The organism is Kribbella sp. NPDC003505 (genome assembly GCF_040610875.1).
Lineage (GTDB): Bacteria > Actinomycetota > Actinomycetes > Propionibacteriales > Kribbellaceae > Kribbella.
Window position 1 is genome coordinate 683,785 of the sequence record NZ_JBEXNA010000001.1, and the last position, 19,666, is coordinate 703,450.

A 19,666-nucleotide genomic window follows, 5' to 3' on the forward strand; every position below is an offset into this window, starting at 1 on the left:
TCGGATGCCGGTACGGCGGGCGCCGGTACGGCTGGGAAGGCGGTGGGTGTGGGCGCGGCGGGCGCGGGTTCGGGTAATCGGGCTGGTGGTGGCGGGGTGGCTACCGTGACTGCGGAGGCGGACGGACAGGCGGCTGCGGGTGGGAAGGCGGGGAAGAAGGGGCTGCGACGGTTCGGGGTTCGTGGGCCCTGGGTGACTGTTGGTGGGGCTGTGGTGGTATTGGGGGTGTTGGCTCTGCTCGGGTATGTGTGGGGGCTGGGCCCGTTGAGCAGGCTGAACGCCGAGCGTGCGATCACCCCTCCGGCCAAGGTCGCGGGACTGGATCGGATCACGGATCCGAAGATCCGTACGGAGGCTCAGCTCGATCAGATTCGCGACCGGCTGAGCCAGATCAACGACGGCAAGAAGGTGATGGTCGAGGCGTACGGCAGCCTCGAAGGTGACCGATTCTTCGTCTTGATCGCGCTCCGCGGCCGGGTCGACGTCGACAAGGTGGTCGCGGACTCCGGCGCGAGCCCGGACAAGATCAAGAAGATCGGCCAGTCCACCTGTATCGACGCGGTCGGCAACCTCCTCACGCAGTGCTACCGCGGCTCCAACACCCTCACCGTCATCGCCCAGGTCGCCAACGAAGGCGTCACGGTCGACCAGGTAGCCCCCGTCGCCGAAGAAGCCTTCAAAGCCATGCGCTAGACGAGAAGACAACCAAGTTTGGTGCGTTCATCTTTGGTTGTATCTGACTCGGTGCTCTTACGGACGGTGCGCCTGGAGTCAGTTCTACGGCCGGACCCGCGAGCTTGAGACCCTAGACAGGCTGCTGCACCGGGTGGAGGACCGCGGCCGGGCGGTTGGTCCGGAGCAGCTGCTGTCTGCCTGGCGGTGAGTCAGGTGAGCAGGCCGGCGATGAGGATCATGATCGGGATCGAGAGCAGGGTGCTGAGGAGGACTGCGCTTCGGGCGAGGGTGCGGCTGGCTCGGTAGTGGACGGCGTAGACGTAGACGTTCTGGGCGGTAGGTAGGGCGGCCAACAGGGTTGGGGCCAGGAGGGCGGGACCGTGTAGGTCGAGGACCCAGCGTGCGATTGCGTACGCGATCAGCGGCTGCGCGAACGTCTTCAGCCCGACGGCAAGTACGACGTCGCGCCGCAAGGTGATCGAGTCCTTCGTCCCGGCGCTGAGGCTCAGCCCGTACGCGATCAGCGCGACCGGTACCGCCGCTGCGGCGATCAGGTCGATCGGGCGCATCACCAGCTCGGGCAACCTCACGCCGAGCAGCGAAACCAGCAGTCCGAGCAGTGAGGCCACGGTCAGCGGATTGCGCAGCGGTCGCGTGACGACGGTCCGCAGCGACACGCGCCGCCCGCTCCCCTGCCGGTCACCGTCCAGTACGGCGAACGCGACCGGCGCCATCACCAGCACCTGGAACAACACGATGGGTGCGACCAACGCACCGTCGCCGAGCACGTACGCCGCCACCGGGACGCCGAGGTTGCCCGCGTTCACGTACGACGACGCGAGCACACCGATCGTCGCCTGGGACCTGCTCCGCCGCCAGATCACCGCCGCGACCAGCAGGAACACGACCTGCACCACGAAGAGGCTGATCAGGTTCGTGACGAGGACGACCGAGAAGATCGCCTGCAGGTCGGCCCGCGCGACGGTCGTGAACAGCAGCGCCGGCGTCGCGACGAAGAACGCCAGCCGGGACAGGACGAGTTCGTCCTGTGAGCGCAGTACGCCGAGAACGCCGACGACGTACCCGAGCACGGCCACCGCGACCAATGCGCCGAAGGCACCGACGACGGCGGACATCTCAGGTACTCAGCGAGCTGGACACGCACTCGATGGTAGAGGTAAGCGCTGTCCGTAGAACACGGATGCTCAGGAGCTGGACGGTGACGTGCGGCACCTCGCGACGATCCCGGCCAGGACTGCCCGGAAGTGCTCCCGGTCGGCCGCACTGAGCTGCCCGACCAGGTCGTCGAGGGCCTTGCCGACCTCCGCGTGAAAAGCGGTGGCGGCACGGCGGCCAGGCTCGGTGAGGGTCACCCGCACGGCCCGCCGATCACCGGGAACAGGCGACCGTTCCGCCAGGCCGCGTTTCTCGGCGCGGTCCATCAGACCCGTCAGCGCCGCCTTCTCGACGCCGAAACACTGCGCGAGCTCGGCCATGCCCTTGGGTCCGTCCAGCAGGACGCACAGCAGCCTCGCCTGCTGTGGCGTCAGATCGTGGCGCTCGGAGATGCCGCTGTAGATGCCCTGCACCAGACCGGTCACCTGCACGAGCCCGGTCACCACGTCCATATCCGCGGGGTCCAGGTCCGCGCCGTGCACCTGCGCCCATCCGGCGAAGCGCCGCGCGCGGGCCGCGTCCGGCGGCGTCTTCGTCTCACTCACCACTCCATGGTACAGGGGATGTATAGTTAATGACACATACAGTACATGGGATGAACTATCGAGGAGGATCGATGTCCTTCAGCGAAGCGGAGACCGCCTACCTGCGGTCCCAGCCCCTGGGCCGGCTCGCCACCGTCGCGAACGACGGCCAGCCGGACGCCGTCCCGGTCGGCTTCGAGTACGACGGCACGCACCTCTACATCGGGGGGATCGACCCGGTCCGAACCCGCAAGTACCGCAACATCCGCGACGGGAACACGAAGGTCGCGTTCGTGATCGACGACCTGGTGTCGGCCCGCCCGTGGATCCCCCGCTACCTCCGGATCTACGGCGAGGCGGAACTCGTCGAGCGGGACGGCCAATTCGGCGCCGCGGCGTACCTGCGGATCACGCCGACCGTGTCCTGGAGCTTCAACCTGGACGGCCGCCCCTTCACGACCCGCACCGTCCACACACCGGAAGGGGCGCCGAGCCGGCGCTGAACCGTAACCTGGAAGTTGCTTACGAGTCGGGGCGAGGTCTGGAAAGATTCCACCGCATCCTTCCAGGATGGGGTATGACTACTTCCGCTCGAGTCTTCACGACCGCGCTGGCAGCGGCCGCGGTGTTCGGATCCCTGACCGTCGGCGCTCCCGCCGCCACTGCAGCTCCCGCCGGAGAGCAGGCCGAGCAGGGGTTGCCGCTCGGCGACGCCGATCTGGCCGAGACGCGTACCGACCAGACGCTGGCGCGCGGCGTCACGCTGACCCGGATCGTGCGCGGAACCGACCCGGCGTCGGCCGACCAGATCAACACGACGCCGCGCGGCCCCTGGGTCGTCAACGTGCTCACCATCGACCCGCGGACGGCCCGCGGTCACCTGAAGGCGACGTACGGGCCCGACCTGGCCCGCGTCGAGAAGACCTCTGACCTGGTGAAGTCGGCCGGCGCCCTGGCCGGCGTGAACGCGTCGTTCTTCACGTTCACCGCGAACCCGCAGTACCCGGGCGATCCGGTCGGCCTCGGCCTCTTCGACGGCAAGCTGCTCAGCGAGCCGCTCACCGACCCGACCGAGGCCAATCTGGTGATCGATGCCAACAGCAACAGAGTCGTCACCGGCCACCTGCGCTGGACCGGCGCCGTCCGCAGCCGCGCCACCGGCGCCGAGCTCCCGCTGGAGTTCCTCGATCACCCGCCGGTGGTCCCGACGGCGTGCGCCACGCTGCCCGATCAGACCGCGTGCACGGCGCCGGGTGACGTCGTGCGGTTCACGCCGGAGTTCGGCGCCGCGACCCCGGCCGGCGCCGGCGTCGAGGTCGTGCTCGACCGCCGCGGCTGCGTCGTCCGTACGGCGACCACGCGCGGCACGACGCTCAGCCCGAGCCAGACGTCATTGCAGGCGACCGGCCAGGACACCGTCGCGCTGCGCCAGCTGGCGAAGGGTTGCCTCCGCACGGACCTCGCGGTGTCGGACGAGAGCGGCCGCAAGGTCGCGCTGCGCAGCGGACTCTACGGCGTGACCGGCCGCTACCAGCTGACGAAAAACGGCGAGATCGTCGTACCGGACGGCACCGGCAGCTTCTTCGACCGCAATCCGCGCACGATCGCCGGGACCACGCGCGGCGGGACCATCGTCCTGGCCACGATCGACGGCCGGCAGACCACGAGCGTCGGCACCACGATGGCCGAGACCGCGGCGGTCGCGGACGCGCTCGGCCTGCACGACGCCATCAACCTCGACGGCGGCGGCTCGACGGCAATGGCACTCGGCGACGGCACCGTCGTGAACCACCCGAGCAGCACCGGCGGCGCCGAGCGAGCCGTCGGCGACGCAGTCGTCTTCGTCCCGGGTCGGTGAACCGGTAGTACGTTGAAGGTATGCGACTGGTGCTCTGGGCTGCCGTGCTGGTGAGCGCGGCAGCCTGCGGCGCCGACCAGTCGGGGAAGGAGCCGGCCGTGACCGCACCGGACAGCATCACCGTCACCAGTACGGCGTTCCGCGACGGCGAGACGATCCCGCGCAAATACACCTGCGACGGCGCTGGCGTGGCTCCACCGCTCACCTGGAAACAGATCCCGGCCAACGCCGCGGCGTTGGCCCTGGTCGTCGACGACCCCGACGCACCGCGCGGTACGTTCACCCACTGGGTCGTGCTGGATCTCGAGGCGACCGCCGCCTCGCTCGCGGAGGGCGGCGTGCCGCCCGGCGTGAAGCAGGCGAAGAACTCCGGCGGCAAGACCGGGTACTACGGGCCCTGCCCGCCGAGCGGCACCCACCACTACCGCTTCACCGTCTATGCGTTGTCCGGGCCGACGGGTCTTCCCAACGGCGCCGACGTCGGCGAGGCGCTGGAGGCGATCGACGGCAAGAGCATCGCCCGCGGCCGGCTGACCGCGGTCTACGCGCGTCAGTAGCCGTAGCCGCCGCCCGACGACGACGGTGCCTTGGTCGGGGCTGCGGCCGCCGTCGTGGTGGCAGCGTGCCAGGTGAAACCGACGCCGGAGAAGGCGTCGGAGAAGTTGTTGCCCTTGGCCTCGCCCGCGGCGGTGTCGAGCTTGAAGGTGTACAGCGGCTTGCCCTGGAACGTGAGCTGCTCCGCACCGGTGTCGGACCGCTTGATCGTGGCCAGGCCCTGCACCGCCTGGGAGTCCCCGGTCGCGGGAATCCAGAAGCTCAGGCAGCTGCCCGTGCATTTGAGCGCGCCGCCGGCCTCTTGGTCGGCGAAGTACAGGGTCTTCCCGGAAGCGTCGACGAGTGTCTGCCCGACGCCGTTGACGTCCTTGACCGAGACCGCGGCCCCGGCCGGCGCCGCGCCGCCTCCCGCAGCCGGCTGAGAGCCGCCGCAGGCAGTCAGCCCGGCCAGCGCCGCCACCGTTGCGCCTAGCAACAAGATTGTGGTTTTCATCAGGATCTCCTCTCCCCAGCAGATACGCGGGATCCGGCGCCACGGTTCAGTTGAACCTTCCACTGAACCTTCCACCGCCGCCGTGCGTACTCCTTGGATGTGGATGACGACACAGTGATCCGCGCGCTGTACGACAAGTACCGGCGGCCGTTGTTCGGCTACGTCCTGCGCTCGGTGGGCGACCGGCAGCACGCCGAGGACATCGTGCAGGAGACGATGACGCGCGCCTGGACGCACGCGGCCGACCTGGATACGGACCGGGCCGGGCGCTGGCTGTTCACGGTCGCCCGGAACCTGGTGATCTCCGGGCGGCGCCGGCAGGGGGCCCGGGTGACGGAGGTGCCGATCGACGACCGCGAGTTCCCGGCGCTCGGCGACGACATCGACCGGGTGCTGCAGGTCTGGCAGGTGGTCGACGTGCTGCGCGGGCTCAGCCCGGACCACCGGCAGGTGATCGTCGAGCTGTTCTACCGCCGGCGCACCGTCAACGAGGCGGCGGCCGTCCTCGGCGTACCGCCGGGAACGGTGAAGTCCCGCAGCTACTACGCACTGCACGCGCTGCGCGCAGCACTGGAGGAACGAGGTGTGACCGGATCATGACGTGCCCGGAGACGATGTCGATCGGCACCTACGTGCTCGGTGCGCTGGAGGCGTCCGAGCGTCGTGCGGTGGAGGAGCATCTCGTGTCGTGTACGGCGTGCCGCGAGACCCTGTTGCAGTTCGCGCATCTGCCGGGGCTGCTTCATGCCGTGCCGGTCGAGGACATCGAAGCGGATCAGCCGGAGCCTGCGCCGCTCCAGCTGAGCAAGAAACGTCCGCGGCGTAGGTGGTCGGCGCTGATCGCCGCCTCGGTGGCAGCGGTCACAACTGGCGTCCTCAGCTGGGGTCTGCTGACCGCACCGGCGTCAGCGACCTGGACAGCGACGGACGGGATCGGTGGAATCGACACCACAGCCAAACTGACCAGTCGGGGCTGGGGTACCGACATCCAGCTCCGACTGAGCGACCTGAAGCCGTACGAGCACTGCACGCTGGTCGTCCACGGCCGCGACGGGACCGTCGAGACAGCCGGCTGGTGGGCCGCGAACGGCAGCTACCAGGCCGAGGTTCCAGCCAGTACGTCGATCCCGCTCGGCGACATCGACCACCTGGAAGTCGTCGACGCAGGGGACACCGTACTGAGCACGGTATCCCCCACGACGCACTGAATCACCAGCTGTTGTTGGAGATTCCCAGACCCAGGATGACCTGGTCATAAGTGTTGCCGTCGCTGTCGTCGGTGTACGCGACGGCGACTTCGGCGTACGGCGAGACAGCGAGCGTCATCTGCTCCTGCCGGCCGTCGGTCGCCGAGCTGAGCCGCTGCGACGACAGGCGTCCCGTGTCGGTCCCGTCCGTGCCGAACCCGCGCACCCAGACGTCCGGGTCGGCACCCGGGACTGTCCAGCCGACAACGGTCTGCGCCTGGTCGTCGATGCCGATCGACGGAGCCGTCCCGCCGGTCGCGACTTCGGTGTCCGCGTACCGCCCGGCGCCTGACGAGGTGAACGAGCGTGTCCACACGCCGGCTGTGCCGGTGTGGTCGGACTCCCAGGCGACCGCGAAGTCGCCGTTGAAATCGGCTGCGACCGCGGCGTGCCTTTGCTGACCGCCGCCCGAAGCGTTCGCCGATTGTCGCGGCAGTGTCAGCGCGCCGCTGGTGCGGGCGAGTCGCACCAGCCCGATCTGGTAGTACCCGTTGCCATCGCTGTCGTTGTCCCACACGACGACGGCATCGCCGGACGCAGAGACAGCCACGTCCGGGTTGTGGTGCTGGCCGGTCGTCTGCGAGGCCGTCACCTGCCAGGCACGTGTACTCGGCCCGGTATACCCAGCCGCCTTGACGGTCGGCTGCGCCCCGGTCTGGATGTCTTCCCACACCACGGTGAAGGCAACGGCAGCACCGGACGGCGCGCCGTCCGGGTCCACAGCAACGCGGGGGTTGATCTGCTGACCGGTCGAGCTGCTGTTGGCGTTGCCGGAGGCTGTGACGGTGCCGGCCGTGTTCACGACGCGGTACGGGATGTTGTAGTACCCGTTGCCGTCCGGGTCGTCCTGCCAGACGACGACGGCGTTGCCCTTGTCGTCCAGGCCGACGTCTGGGTGCAGGTGCCGCCAGTTCGTCACACCGCTGCTGCCGCCCGCCGACAGCTTCGTCTCGTACACAGATGTGCCGTTTCGGAACAGGCGGAGGTAGATCTCGCTGTGCACGGGGTCGGTCGCGTTGTCCGTGTCGCGGTCGTCTTCCCACGCCACAGCGACGTACCCGTTCCGGTTGATCGCAACCGATGCGGCGTCCTGGTCGCCGGTGGACACACTGTTCGCCGTCACCCAAGTGGGCGCGGCAATGTGCGCGTCGGCCGTGGTCGCGGTGAAGGTCAGCGCAGTGGCTGCCAGTGTGGTGATCGCCAGAGTTCTCTTCATCGTCACACCGCCTGCAATCCGGGCCGGCCTTCTTCGATGACGAACGACTTCGCCGTGCTGACCGCGGCGTCGTGCTCCGACACCTTCGCGACCGCACGGAAGTCGGCCCGCAGCTGCGTCGGGCTGATCGTCGTCCGGATGTAGCCGCGTCGGTTCTGGTAGAACTTCAGCCACGGGTTCTCTGCCAGGTTCGGGATTGTGGTGGACCCGTCGCCGTCACCGCTCGAGGTGACCGAGCTGGTCACCAACTCGGAGCCGATGACGGCCGAGCTCGCGTTGCTGTAGTCGGCCTTCAGGTCGCTGGCCCAAGCCCGGTGGACGTCGCCGGTCAGCACTACAGGGTTGCGAGTGCCGCGGTCGATCCAGCCTTGCTGGATGCGGGCCCTGGAGGCGCGGTAGCCGTCCCACGCGTCCATACTCCCGGCGCCGGCCGAGTCGAACCGGCGGGCGAAGAACACCTGCTGGCCCAGGATGTCCCAGGTGCCGTAGTGCTGGTTGAGACCGTCGAGCAGCCAGGTCTCCTGGGCGTTGCCCGGCAGGCTGCGGGTGGCGAGGTCGGCGTCGGAACACACCTTCCACCCGTCGCCGCAGGCCTGGTCGTTGCGGTACTGCCGCGTGTCGAGCATGTGGAACGTCGCGAGACTCCCCCAGCGCAACCGGCGGTACAACGGGATCGAGTTACCGCTGTTGGCCTGCGCGGGCCGCAGCGGCATGTTCTCGTAGTACGCCTGGTACGCCGCCGTCCGGCGCGCGGTCCACTGCGCCGTGGTGAGCGAGGGCGTACTGTCCGCCCGCACCATGTTCGCGTAGTTGTTCTCCACCTCGTGGTCGTCCGGTACGACGATCCACGGCGCGGCCGCATGCGCTGCCTGCAGGTCGGGATCCGACTTGTACTGCGCGTACCGGCGGCGGTAGTCCGCTAGCGACACGATCTCCGTCGTCCCGGCGTGCAGCCGCGGCCGGCCGGTGGTGGCGCCGTACTCGTAGATGTAGTCGCCCAGGAAGAGGATCAGGCCCGGGCTCTCCTCGGCCATCCGCCGGTAGACGGTGTAGTAGCCCTCCTCGTAGTGCGCGCAGGAGGTGAACGCCATGACGAGATCGCGTCCGTTGGTGCCGACCGCAGGGGCGGTGCGGGTGCGACCGACAGGCGAGATGTGACCTTGGGCGCGGAACCGGTAGAAGTAGTCGGCGTCCGGGCTGAGACCGCCGGCGACGACGTGCACCGAGTGGGCGGCGGCGTACTGCGCCGTGACCGTTCCGGATGCGACCAGGGTGCTGAAGGTGTCGGTGGTCGACACCTGCCAGTCGACGGCGACGTCGGCGTTCGCCATCCCGCCTTGGCCGTCGGCGTTCAGCGGTGAGGGGGCCAGACGGGTCCAGAGGACGACGCTGTTCGCGTCGGGTTCGCCGGACGCGATGCCGAGTTGGAAGGGGTACGGGACGGCGGCGGTGGCGGTGATCACGGATGACTGGGCGGCAGCTGGCAGGGCGCCGGCCCCGGCCGCGGCGAGTCCGCCGAGAACAAGGGTCCTGCGACTGATTGGGCTCATGAGCCTCACCTTCACGGGTACTCAGGGCGGTAGGCTCCCGAACCGGTCGAACTCCTGGTGACCGTTCGGGAACCTTGAGTGCGCGTGGTGCTCCGTGCCCATGATTGCGCAGAACTGGTAAATTTCCTACAGCAGAACGAGGAACAGCAGCGCGGCGGTCGGAACCCCTTCGAGCAGGGTGTTCAACCAGAGTCGCCGCTCCGTTGCGAGCAGCACGAGAGCCAGAAAGACGTGCTGCCCCGCGGTGAATGCGACCAGCGCCTCGCCCTGCGGTACGTGCCCGGTCCGGGCGAGGACGACGCCGAGCGCCAGCGCGATGCCCGTCGTGAGGTTGTAGAAGCCGAGGTTCACGATCCACAGCCGGACCGCGTCGAAGTCCCGGCGCTCCAGCAGGAACATCGGGTACAGCCGCGGGTGGCGGTAGAAGAACGACTCCATCAGCCAGACCCCTGCGAGGAGCATCGCGATCACGATCGCGAGGACCTGCGCCGCGGTGCTCACAGCGACCTCACAGCGACACCCTGACGCCGTGCCTGTTGGTGATCTCTCCGAGCGCGGCGTAGTCGGTGGGATCGGCGCCGGCCAGATCCGCGAAGAAGGCGCCCATCCGGCCGGTCTGACTGATGGCCAGGAACTTCGCCGACGGCGTGAGCACGGAGAAGGTGTTCACCGTGCCGGCCGGGATGCTGATCGAGGCGCCGGGCCCGAGGTCGTACCCCTGATCCCCTGCCTGCACAAGGATTCGGCCCTGCAGGACGTAGAACGCCTTGCTCCACGACTCGGTGTGCGGCGGCGAGGCGTCGGCGCGCGGGGCGTCGATCTCGAACAGCTCGTACTGCCCACCGGTGTGCTCGGCAGCGATCTTCACGGTCACGGTCGCGTCCGGCGCGACGTACTCGACGCCGCTGCCCGCGTTGCTGAGGTGCACGGTCTCGTTCATGGCTGCGACGGTAGACAGCGACGTACGCCGGCGGCATCCCGTGCGGACGGGCTCCTCCGGGCCGCCGGAATCCCCACATTTCAGGGATAGGCGGCACCGGGACGGCGGCGCATACTGAGCGCATGTGGGAGGGCCGGGCGCGGGCCGCGCGCCGGGAGATCGCAGCACTGGCAACCTCGGGGATGGGGGTCGCCGAACTGCACGCTGCCGCGATCGAGGTGGTCGAACAGGTCGTCGGCAGCGAGCTCACCTGCTGGGCCGGGATGGACCCGGGCACGCTGGTGATCAGCTCGATGACCAGCGGCGCGGCTCGCACGCCACCGGAGTACGAGCCGCTGCTGGCGGAGACGGAGTACGCCGGAACGGTGCCGAACTCGTTCGCCGAACTCGCCCGCACGTCCCACCAGGTCGCCCGGCTGTCGGACCTGCCGTACCGCGAGGTCGTCAGGCACCGGCGGCTGAACGAGGTGTGGCGGCCGCTCGGGATCGAGCACGAGGTCCGGACGACGTTCGTCGTCGACGGGGACTGCTGGGGCGCGGCCGGATTCGTCCGCAGCGGCCCGGACTTCAGTGACCGGGAGGTGGAGTTCCTGGGGTCGGTGGCGCCGGTCATCGGCGCGGCGACGCGGGTCGCCGTTCGCACGGACGCGCACGGGTACCGCGGAGGGGTCGGCCCGTCGATCGTCGTCACCGGCCCGGCAGGCGAGCCGCGGGCGATCACCGCGGCCGCCCGGACCTGGCAGGACGAGCTGGACGAGATCGCGCCGGGCCGCTTCGGCGTACTGTTGCGGGCCGTCGTCACCGGAACGCGCGCAGCGTCGGCCGGGACGTTCCAGGCGCGGGTGCAGACCGCGGCCGGCGAGTGGGTCCTGCTGCAGGGCAGCCGGCTGCTCGGTGACACCGCCGACGAGGTCGTCGTCACGATCGAGCCGGCGAGCGGTCACCACCTGCTCGGCATGCTGCTCGCGGCGTACGGCCTGACCACGCGGGAGCGGGAGATCTGCCTGGAGGTCATCTCCGGGCACAGCACCGGCGCGATCGCCGACCGGCTGTCGATCTCGCCGCACACGATCCAGGACCACCTGAAGTCGGCCTTCGCCAAGGTCGGCGTCCGCAGCCGCGGCGAGCTGGTGGCGACCCTCAGGCCGGAATGAGCTGCTTGCGGTAGGTCCCTGGCGGTACCCCGAAGTCGCGCTTGAACGCCTTCGCGAACGCGAACTCCGACGTGTAGCCGATCTCTTTCGCCACCGCCGCGAGCGGGCGGTCGTGGTCGCGCAGCAACCGCGCCGCGGTCGTCATCCGCCAGCGGGACAGGTAGGTCAGCGGCGGCTCCCCGACCGCTTCGGTGAACCGCCGGGCGAACGCTGCCCGCGACAACCCGACGCCGGACGCCAGGTCGGCTACCGTCCACGCCGCACCGGGCTGCTCGTGGATCAGCTCCAGCGACTGCACGACCGCCGGATCGGTCAGCGCCCGTGCCCAGCCGCGATCCGTCGGGCAGTCGTTGTTCTCGAACCAGGCCCGCAGGATCAGCACCAGCAACGCGTCGACCAGCGCCGGCACGACCGCGGCCGCGCCCGGCCGCTGCGCGTCGAGCTCCTCGCCGAGGATGCTGATTGCCGTGTGCAACGACCGGTGACGTGCCGGGCTCGCCGGGACGACGACCACGTCGGGCAGTCTGCTCAGCACCGGATGCGGGCGCTCGCGGTCGAGCCGGTAGGTCCCGCACAACAGCAGCGACCGCGCGCCCTGCCCGTGCTGCGGCTCCTCGACCGACGGGTCGAAGTCGACCAGCGGCGAGTCGGGGTGGTCGGCGAGCGCGTGCTCGGCGCCCCGCGGCAGCAGCACCGCGTCGCCCGGCCCCAGCGGGATCGCGTCGCCGTCCGGCGGCAGCAACCACGCCGTACCCTGCAGGATCAGGTGGAAGGTCGCGCCGAACGAATGCACGAAGCGCAGCCCCCACGGACCCCGGACGTCGGTGCGCCCGGACGTGGCCGGACCGGTCCGCATCGCGGCGACGACATCGGCGAGCACATCCATACCTGTCATGATACGCGCATCGATCAAGACGATCGGACATAAATCAGCGCTCCATGGACATAGATCCGCTCGCTTCTGCGACCTAATGTCGGTGACAGAACGTCAACGACAAGGAGTATGAATGAGTATCGTCGTCACCGCCGCCACCGGGCACCTGGGCACGCTCGTCATCGACGAGCTGCTGCAGCGGGTGCCCGCCGAGCAGGTCGTCGCGGTCGCGCGGAACGCCTCGAAGGCGGCCCCGATCGCGGACCGCGGCGTCGAGGTCCGGATCGCCGACTACAACGACCCGGACGCGCTGGCGAAGGCCTTCGGCCCCGGCGACACCGTCCTGCTGATCTCCAGCAGCGAGGTCGGCAACCGGCTCGCCCAGCACCAGGCCGTCATCGATGCCGCGAAGAACGCCGGCGTCGCGCGGATCGCGTACACCAGTATCCTCGGCGGCCCGGACGCCGACCTCGCTCTCGCCGCCGACCACCAGGCGACCGAGCAGGCGATCCTCGACTCCGGCCTGACCTACACCTTCCTGCGCAACGGCTTCTACAACGAGGTCTACACCGAGCAGCTCGCGACGCAGCTCGAGCACGGCGTCGTCGGCAGCACCGGCGACGGCCGGCTCGCCACCGCCTCCCGGCGCGACTTCGCGACGGCCGCCGCCGTCGTCCTCAGCACGGACGGCCACGACAAGACGGCCTACGAGCTGAACGGCGACACCGATTGGTCGCTGGGCGAGTATGCCGCCGAGCTCTCGCGGCAGACCGGCAAGGAAGTTGCCTACGACAACGTGCCCGGCGAGGTGCTGCTCGGCATCCTGACCGGAGCAGGCCTGCCGAAGCCGCTCGCCGAGCTGCTCGTCGACATCGACAAGGGCGTCGAGCGCGGCCTGCTGACCGGCCGCGGCAGCGACCTCACCCGCCTGATCGGCCGGCCCACCACCCCGATCGCCGACAGCATCGCCGCGGCTGTGCACTGAGGACAGGAGGTATCCGGTCCCGGCCCGTCCTCGCGGCGCGTTCCACGCTCACGGCGACGTCTACGTAGACGACTACGTCCTGTCGTCACAGCCACCTGACCCGATGCCGGAAGTCCTCCAAGAACCTGGCGTTCGCCGCGTCGCCGCCCGGGGCGTTGCCGCTGCGCCAGATCGGCGGCGTGACGCCGCGGGCGACGAGTTCCTCGAGGGTTCGCAGCACGATCGAGTTCAGCGCGAAGGCGTTCGCGAACGTGGAGACCGCGCCGGTCCGCTCCGGCAGTCCGTCGAGCTCGATGACCGCGTCGCCGATCGGCACCTTGGTGTCGACGGCGACGTCGACGAGGTCGTGCAGGTTCGCCCGCGACGGGTGCCGCGCCGGATGGTCCGGCGCGGTCCGCTCCGCGTGCTGCCGTGAGCTCACCCCGATCGTCCGTACGCCGCGCTCCTTCGCCGCGAGCGCCGCGTCGATCAGGGCCGCGTTGATCCCGTACGCGTTCACCAGCAGGAGAACGTCGTCCGCGCCGAGGCTCGCGGTGTCGATGACGATCCGGCCGTATCCCGGCGTACGCTCGACCGCCATCGAGCGCAGGGCGCCGTTCGACAGCAGGGTGCCCTCGTCGAGGATCGCGGCGACGTGCATCAGCCCGCCGGCCCGGAAGAAGATCTCCTGCGCCGCCAGGTTCGAATGCCCGCCGGGACCGTAGACGTGGACGAGCCGGTCGGCGGCGATCTGGTCGGCGAGGACACCCGCGGCCGCCGCGATCGACTCCTGCTCCTCCGCCTCGATCCGCCCGAGCAGCTCGGTGATCGCGGTCAGGTAGGTGCTCGTCACGGCGCCGCGACGAGCTTGTTGTGTTGTTCACCCAGACCGTCGGCCCAGACCCGCAGGACGTCGCCTTCGCGCAGGTACCGCGGTGGTTTCTGGCCCGCGCCGACACCGGCCGGCGTCCCGGTGCTGATCAGGTCGCCCGGGTAGAGCGTCATGAACTGCGAGATGTAGTGCACCAGGTGCGCGACGCCGAAGATCATCTCGGCCGTCGAACTGTCCTGCAGCGGCTCGCCGTTCACGTCCAGGCCGAGCTTGAGCTGTTGCGGGTCCGGCACCTCGTCCGCGGTCAGGATCCACGGCCCGAGTGGGCAGAACGTGGCCGAGTTCTTGCCCTTGTCCCACTGCCCGCCGCGCTCCAACTGGAAGTGCCGCTCGGACACGTCGTTCACCAGCACGTACCCCGCGACGTGGTCGAGCGCCGCCGCCTCGTCGGCCAGGTACGCCGCCGTACGGCCGATGACCACGCCGAGCTCGACCTCCCAGTCGGTCTTCTCACCGCCGCGCGGAATCACCACGTCGTCGTACGCACCGACCACGGTGTCCGGCGCCTTCATGAACAGGATCGGCTCGGCCGGCGCCTGCTGCCCGCCCTCGGCCGCGTGGTCGGCGTAGTTCAGCCCGACGCACACGATCTTCCCGGGGTTGAGCGGCGCGGCGAGCCGCACCGCCCCGAGCTCCACCGGCGCGTCGGTGGCCGCGGCGGCGCGTTCCCGCCAGCGGTCCGAGTCGAACGCCTCGGACGCTCCCGGCAACGTCACCACCCGGCCGTCGTCGGCCAGTACGGCGTCGCGCAGTCCGTCGTCGGTGTGGATCCGGAGCAGTCTCACTTGTTCCTCCAACCAGAGTTCTTGGCCCAATTCAGGTAGGCGATCCCCAACGCGTGCGAGCCTTGCACCGGAACCAGCTGTACGGCGTCGTACACGCGCAAGGACTGCTGGTAGACGAGCAGATCCTGCTCGGCGTACTCGCCCCAGCGCGCGCATTGCACCGCGTTCGCCGGAACCGCGACACCTGTCCCGTCGACCCGGTACCAGACCTCCGTCGCCGACCGGACCAGCTTCTGCGTGAACGTCTTCGTGAAGCGCTGGATGTCGGTCGCGGGCCCGCCGTCGATCCCCGCGTCGTACGCCGCGTGCACGAACTCGGTGCTGATCGCGGCGTGGCTCAGGTCCTCGATCTGCTTCGAGGCCGGGTACGACGGCGTGTACTCCGAGATCCCCGCGGTCTTCGGGTACCCGGCGTACAGCTCGCTGTACGGCGGCCAGTAGGTCCAGACGTAGGCCTCGCCAACGAGTCGCAGCGCGGGCTCGTACGCCTTCAGCATCTGCAGCACGCGCGTCCGGTAGCGCGGCTGCTTGGTCACGCGGAACAGCTCGACCAGCACCTGCCCGATGCCCTGGCTCTGGTTGTACGGCTGGACGGTCCCGTCGAACGGGATCGGCGCGCCCTTCGGCCACACATAGTCGCCGGTGCCGTCCGCGCGCGAGACCCACTCCGGCTCGTGGAACTCCACGGCCCCCTTGGCCGCATCGAGGACCTCGCGCGCGAAGTCGCCTCGCTCGCCGCGGAGCTTCGCCGACTGCAACACCATCCGGGCGTAGCGGGCCAGCGGGAACGCGATCATTCCGGTGTGCACCGCGAACACGTAGTACTGCGGCGTGAACGCGATCGTGGTCGCCGCCGGCGCGGGCGCCGCGGCGGGAGCCGTGCGAAGGTCGACCGCAGTCCAGCGCAGGGACGCGTTGTAGGCGTTGTTGACCGCGGTCACGACGTACGCCGGGGAGGCCGGATCGAGGCTGACCGCCGGCAGCGTGACAACAGTCGTGGTAGCGGGGTTGCGGAGCACGAGGTCGAAGGTGCCTTCGGCAACGTTCAGGACCTCGGCGGTCGACTCGGCCGATCTGGTCCCGGCCCAGCGGAGCTGCACCGCGGGGGCGCCGTTCCCGTCCGGGAGGACACCGTGGCCGGCGGTGTAGTTGCCCGCGGTCCGCCAGACCGGGCCGGACCTGCCCTTGTAGTCCTTGACCCTCCGGGCGTGGTCGGTGGTCCGCATCAGGTGCCGGGCGCGGTCCTCGAACGTGCGCAGGTACTTCTCGTCCTGGTAGGCCTCGTACATCCGGAGCAGGCCGAGCAGGAAGTAGGACTCGCCCCAGGCGTACAGGCCGGCCTCGTTGTCCTGGGCGTTGGACGCGAGGTACCCCGCCTGCGCGACGTCGAAGGCTTCGGGTGAGTCGTAGACGAGTGGATCGGCGGCAGCGGACAGGGCGGGAAGACCGGCCCAGGCGGCGATACCGCCGGCGGTGGTTCCGAGGACGAACGTGCGGCGGGAGGGGTGCATTGATGCCTCACAAGGGGTGGAGGGAGGGTCAGCCTTTGACGGCGCCGCCCATGCTGTTGAGGATGCGTTTCTGCAAGAACAGGAAGACGACGATGACGGGGATCAGCGAGATCACGGTGCCGGCGGCGAGACCGCGGACGTCGGTGCCGGCGACGCCGCTGAGGTAGGCGATCCCGAGGGCGATCGGGAACTTGGACTGGCTGGTCAGCACCACCAGCGGCCAGATGAAGCTGTTCCACACCGAGACGAAACCGAGGATCGCCAGCACGGCGAGCGTCGGCGCGACGATCGGCACGCAGATCCGCCAGAAGATCGCGAACTCGTTCGCCCCGTCGACGCGGGCGGCCTCGACGATCTCGTCCGGGATCTGCGAGAACGCCTGGCGGAGCAGGAAGATCCCGAGCGACGACAGGACGGCCGGCAGGATCACCGCGGCGAACGTGTCGGTCAGGCCGAGCTGGCTCATCACCAGGAACCGCGGGATCAGCATCAGCTCGCCGGGCAGGAACATGATCGACAGGAACAGCATGAAGAACACCCCGCGGCCGCGGAACGCGATCCGGGCCAGCGGGTACGCCGTCAGCGCGGACACCACGAGGTACACCGGGATCGTGATGCCGACGTAGATCACCGAGTTCACCAGGAACCGTGCGTACGGGATCGTCGTCCAGGCTTCGCGGAACCAGTCGGCCACCGGAGGCCGCGGGATCAGGTCGGGCGGGAAGCCGAACACGTCCTGACTGGCCGGCTTCGTCGCCGCGCTGAGCAGGATCAGGAACGGCCCGACGAACAGCGCCGCGACCGCGATCAGCAGCACGTACAGACCGATCCGGCGGCCGTTGATCCGCGGCTTCGGCCGGTACAACCGGCGGGCCATCAGACGTCCCTCCGCCGGGTCACCAGGAGGTTGAAGCCGGCCAGGACGATCATGATCGCCCACAACAGCAGGCCGACGGCGCTCGCGTAGCCCATGTCGTAGTCCTCGAAGGCTTTCGACCAGATGTAGTAGCCCAGGGTCAGAGTGGAGTCGAGTGGCCCGCCGCGGGTCAGCACGTAGACGGACTCGAAAGCGCGCATCGCCTCGAGCATGCTGAGCACCAGCGTCACCGCGAACGTCGGCCGCAGCGACGGTACGACGACGTGCAGCAGCCGCTGCCACGCGTTGGCGCCGTCGATCGTCGCGGCCTCGAGCTGGTCCGACGGCACCGCCTGCAGGCCGGCCAGGTAGATCATCATGAACAGACCGGCGTTCTTCCACGCCTCCAGCAGCACCACGGTCGGCAGCGCCCAGTGCCGGTCGAGCAGGAAGTCGGTCGGTCCGGCGCCGAACAGGCCGAGCAGCCAGTTGACGACGCCCTCGCGGTTGAACACGTACCGCCAGGCGACCGCCACCGCGACCATCGACGTGATCACCGGCAGGTAGTACAGCATCCGGAACGCCTGGATCGCGCGCAGCTTGAGGTTGACCAGCATCGCCAGGAACAGCGGCGCGACCACGGTCAGCGGAAGGAACATCAGCACGAACAGCAGCGAGTTCCGCAGCGCGATCCAGACCCGCGGGTCGTGCGCCAGCCGGACGAAGTTGTCCAGCCCGGAGAAGCGCACCGGATGCACGATGTCGTAGTCGGAGAACGCCAGCTGGATCGCGATCACCGCCGGCCAGGCGAACATCGCCGCATAGAACAGCAGTCCGGGCAGCATGAACACATACGGCGTGTACCAGTGCTGACCGACGACGCGGCCCTTGAGACCGGGCATGTTGCTCCTCGTGTCTGAAACCCAGATTTCAGATACCAAGCTGACGGGAACCGTAACGCACAACCCGCAGCGCTGGAAGCGGTAACTCCGGAAAATTTCAGGGAGTTTCCGTTGACTCCGTCGAAGAGATGGCGAACACTCTGGTGTCTGTAAGCCAGGTTTAGGACATTCCGTTCTGAGGAGCCGATGATGGCCCGACCCCTGCTCAGACTCCGACTCGCTGTTGTTGCCACTCTCGTGCTGGCGCTGGCCGGCTGCGTGTCCGGCAGTCCGGCGGGCGGTGACGACGACCAGAAACAGTCCGGCGACGCCTACTCCGGTGACGTCGAGTGGTGGACGATCAACCTGCAGAAGAACTACGGGCCGGACATCCAGAAATGGATCGACGCCTACCAGAAGGAGCACCCGAAGGTCCACATCAACTGGGTGGACGTGCCCGGGGCGGACATCACCACCAAGCTGCTGGCCTCGATCGCCAGCGGCAAGGTGCCGGACGTCGTCAACTTCACCTCGGCCACGACCGGGTTGTTCGCCGGCTCGATGGCCGACCTGAACTCGTTGTTCAGCAAGGAGGACGTGGCGGCGTACCTGCCGAACCTGACCGAGCCGCTGGTCGTCGACGGCAAGCGCATCGCGATCCCCTGGTACAACGGCGGTACGTCGCTGGCGTTCTACAACAAGGACCTGCTGGCCAAGGCGGGCTTCGACCCGGCCAAGCCGCCGGCGACGTACGACGAGGCGCTCGCGCTCGCGACGAAGTACCACGACGCGACCGGCAAGTCGGCGACCAACTTCATGGCGTACTCGAGCGTGGTGCAGGCCAACGGCATCCCGCTGCTGTCCGAGGACGGCAAGCAGGCCGCGTTCAACACCCCGGAGACGCTGGCCCTGCTGGAGAAGTTCAAGCCGCTCTACAGCTCCGGCGCGATCGCGCCCGGCAGCCTCGGCGAGAACCCGCGGGACCTGCCGCAGTCGCTGGAGAACAAGCTGATCGCGTTCAACCCGGCGGCCGTGTCCAGCTCGCTGCTGAACGTCGAGAAGAACGCGCCGGCCGTCTACTCGTCGATCGTGGTCGGTCCACCGGTGACCGGTGCCGACGGCAAGTTCTACATGCCGGGCCAGCAGGTGATGGGGATCCCGGCGAAGTCGGACAACCAGGCCGCCGCGGCCGCGTGGCTGAAGTACGTCGCCGCGCCCGAGCAGCAGCTCGCGCTGTGCAAGCTGGTGCCGATCTACCCGTCGTCGGTGAAGGCCCTCGCGGACCCGTTCTTCACCGACATCAGCGGAACCACGCCGGCCGACCAGGCGCGGAAGATCCTCATCGACACGTTCAAGCAGAGCGTCGACGCGTCGATGGGCTCCGGCAACGACGAGCAGCTGCGGCAGTTGTTCGACGACCAGGTGCGCGCGTACATGTCGGGCACCAAGACCGCGAAGCAGGCACTGGACGACGCCGAGAAGGCGTGGAACGACACACTGGCGAAGGGTAAGTAG

General features: G+C 69.1%; 22 protein-coding genes. 9 read left to right on the forward strand and 13 right to left on the reverse strand.

The window, feature by feature from the left end; translation table 11 throughout:
• The first annotated feature begins 225 nt into the window (after positions 1–225).
• Complete coding sequence (locus tag ABZX12_RS03220; protein WP_355689346.1) at positions 226–693, forward strand: hypothetical protein; 468 nt, start codon at positions 226–228, stop codon at positions 691–693.
• Between the two features lie 191 nt (positions 694–884).
• Here ABZX12_RS03220 and ABZX12_RS03225 read toward each other — a convergent pair whose 3' ends face one another.
• A complete protein-coding gene (locus ABZX12_RS03225; RefSeq protein ID WP_355689348.1) occupies positions 885–1,811 on the reverse strand; it encodes an AEC family transporter in 927 nt (308 codons plus the stop codon).
• Between the two features lie 69 nt (positions 1,812–1,880).
• On the reverse strand, positions 1,881–2,396 hold the full coding sequence (locus tag ABZX12_RS03230) for a MarR family transcriptional regulator (protein ID WP_355689350.1): 516 nt from the start codon (positions 2,394–2,396) through the stop codon (positions 1,881–1,883).
• Between the two features lie 71 nt (positions 2,397–2,467).
• Between ABZX12_RS03230 and ABZX12_RS03235 the strand changes: the two genes are divergently transcribed.
• From ABZX12_RS03235 to ABZX12_RS03245, 3 genes are all read left to right on the forward strand, one after another.
• Positions 2,468–2,878: a PPOX class F420-dependent oxidoreductase gene (locus ABZX12_RS03235; RefSeq protein WP_355689351.1), complete on the forward strand. Its 411-nt coding sequence runs from the start codon at positions 2,468–2,470 to the stop codon at positions 2,876–2,878.
• A gap of 74 nt (positions 2,879–2,952) precedes the next feature.
• Positions 2,953–4,233: a phosphodiester glycosidase family protein gene (locus ABZX12_RS03240; protein ID WP_355689353.1), complete on the forward strand. Its 1,281-nt coding sequence runs from the start codon at positions 2,953–2,955 to the stop codon at positions 4,231–4,233.
• Between the two features lie 20 nt (positions 4,234–4,253).
• Positions 4,254–4,790 (forward strand): YbhB/YbcL family Raf kinase inhibitor-like protein, encoded by a 537-nt coding sequence (locus ABZX12_RS03245; RefSeq protein WP_355689355.1) that lies wholly within the window; start codon positions 4,254–4,256, stop codon positions 4,788–4,790.
• On the opposite strand, the gene ABZX12_RS03250 is transcribed toward ABZX12_RS03245, so the two are convergent.
• Positions 4,784–5,281, reverse strand: coding sequence for a hypothetical protein (locus tag ABZX12_RS03250; RefSeq protein WP_355689356.1), 498 nt, complete (start codon positions 5,279–5,281; stop codon positions 4,784–4,786). The genes ABZX12_RS03245 and ABZX12_RS03250 overlap by 7 nt on opposite strands.
• Before the next feature lie 117 nt (positions 5,282–5,398).
• Here ABZX12_RS03250 and ABZX12_RS03255 point away from each other — a divergent pair, with 117 nt between their 5' ends.
• Together ABZX12_RS03255 and ABZX12_RS03260 are read left to right on the forward strand one after the other, a co-directional pair.
• Complete coding sequence (locus ABZX12_RS03255) at positions 5,399–5,881, forward strand: sigma-70 family RNA polymerase sigma factor (RefSeq protein WP_355689724.1); 483 nt, start codon at positions 5,399–5,401, stop codon at positions 5,879–5,881.
• A complete protein-coding gene (locus ABZX12_RS03260) occupies positions 5,878–6,489 on the forward strand; it encodes a zf-HC2 domain-containing protein (RefSeq protein WP_355689357.1) in 612 nt (203 codons plus the stop codon). The genes ABZX12_RS03255 and ABZX12_RS03260 overlap by 4 nt, the downstream gene beginning before the upstream one ends.
• 1 nt (position 6,490) lies before the next feature.
• On the opposite strand, the gene ABZX12_RS03265 is transcribed toward ABZX12_RS03260, so the two are convergent.
• The 4 genes from ABZX12_RS03265 to ABZX12_RS03280 form a co-directional block, all read right to left on the reverse strand.
• Positions 6,491–7,744: a hypothetical protein gene (locus tag ABZX12_RS03265; protein ID WP_355689358.1), complete on the reverse strand. Its 1,254-nt coding sequence runs from the start codon at positions 7,742–7,744 to the stop codon at positions 6,491–6,493.
• A gap of 2 nt (positions 7,745–7,746) precedes the next feature.
• The gene (locus ABZX12_RS03270; protein WP_355689360.1) at positions 7,747–9,294 is read right to left on the reverse strand and encodes an alkaline phosphatase D family protein; all 1,548 of its coding nucleotides are present in this window, start codon (positions 9,292–9,294) and stop codon (positions 7,747–7,749) included.
• A gap of 126 nt (positions 9,295–9,420) precedes the next feature.
• Positions 9,421–9,795, reverse strand: a complete 375-nt coding sequence (locus ABZX12_RS03275; protein WP_355689361.1) for a DUF1304 family protein — start codon at positions 9,793–9,795, stop codon at positions 9,421–9,423.
• Between the two features lie 7 nt (positions 9,796–9,802).
• Complete coding sequence (locus ABZX12_RS03280; protein WP_355689362.1) at positions 9,803–10,234, reverse strand: cupin domain-containing protein; 432 nt, start codon at positions 10,232–10,234, stop codon at positions 9,803–9,805.
• Positions 10,235–10,356: 122 nt separating this feature from the next.
• Between ABZX12_RS03280 and ABZX12_RS03285 the strand changes: the two genes are divergently transcribed.
• On the forward strand, positions 10,357–11,388 hold the full coding sequence (locus tag ABZX12_RS03285; RefSeq protein ID WP_355689364.1) for a helix-turn-helix transcriptional regulator: 1,032 nt from the start codon (positions 10,357–10,359) through the stop codon (positions 11,386–11,388).
• On the opposite strand, the gene ABZX12_RS03290 is transcribed toward ABZX12_RS03285, so the two are convergent.
• Positions 11,375–12,274 carry an AraC family transcriptional regulator gene (locus tag ABZX12_RS03290; RefSeq protein WP_355689366.1) on the reverse strand — a complete coding sequence of 300 codons (900 nt, stop codon included), beginning with the start codon at positions 12,272–12,274 and terminating at the stop codon, positions 11,375–11,377. The genes ABZX12_RS03285 and ABZX12_RS03290 overlap by 14 nt on opposite strands.
• 121 nt (positions 12,275–12,395) lie before the next feature.
• Between ABZX12_RS03290 and ABZX12_RS03295 the strand changes: the two genes are divergently transcribed.
• The gene (locus ABZX12_RS03295) at positions 12,396–13,247 is read left to right on the forward strand and encodes an SDR family oxidoreductase (protein WP_355689367.1); all 852 of its coding nucleotides are present in this window, start codon (positions 12,396–12,398) and stop codon (positions 13,245–13,247) included.
• Positions 13,248–13,332: 85 nt separating this feature from the next.
• Here the strand turns inward: ABZX12_RS03295 and ABZX12_RS03300 are convergent, their stop codons facing one another.
• Genes ABZX12_RS03300 through ABZX12_RS03320 form a run of 5 tightly spaced genes read right to left on the reverse strand, consistent with a single transcriptional unit; the run spans position 13,333 to position 18,172 of the window.
• A complete protein-coding gene (locus ABZX12_RS03300; RefSeq protein WP_355689369.1) occupies positions 13,333–14,079 on the reverse strand; it encodes a sugar isomerase domain-containing protein in 747 nt (248 codons plus the stop codon).
• Positions 14,076–14,903, reverse strand: a complete 828-nt coding sequence (locus ABZX12_RS03305) for a fumarylacetoacetate hydrolase family protein (RefSeq protein ID WP_355689371.1) — start codon at positions 14,901–14,903, stop codon at positions 14,076–14,078. Before ABZX12_RS03305 ends, ABZX12_RS03300 begins: the two co-directional genes overlap by 4 nt.
• A complete protein-coding gene (locus ABZX12_RS03310; protein WP_355689372.1) occupies positions 14,900–16,414 on the reverse strand; it encodes a hypothetical protein in 1,515 nt (504 codons plus the stop codon). Before ABZX12_RS03310 ends, ABZX12_RS03305 begins: the two co-directional genes overlap by 4 nt.
• Before the next feature lie 28 nt (positions 16,415–16,442).
• On the reverse strand, positions 16,443–17,291 hold the full coding sequence (locus tag ABZX12_RS03315) for a carbohydrate ABC transporter permease (protein WP_355689374.1): 849 nt from the start codon (positions 17,289–17,291) through the stop codon (positions 16,443–16,445).
• Positions 17,291–18,172: a sugar ABC transporter permease gene (locus ABZX12_RS03320; protein WP_355689376.1), complete on the reverse strand. Its 882-nt coding sequence runs from the start codon at positions 18,170–18,172 to the stop codon at positions 17,291–17,293. The genes ABZX12_RS03315 and ABZX12_RS03320 overlap by 1 nt, the downstream gene beginning before the upstream one ends.
• A gap of 189 nt (positions 18,173–18,361) precedes the next feature.
• Between ABZX12_RS03320 and ABZX12_RS03325 the strand changes: the two genes are divergently transcribed.
• The gene (locus ABZX12_RS03325) at positions 18,362–19,666 is read left to right on the forward strand and encodes a sugar ABC transporter substrate-binding protein (protein ID WP_355689378.1); all 1,305 of its coding nucleotides are present in this window, start codon (positions 18,362–18,364) and stop codon (positions 19,664–19,666) included.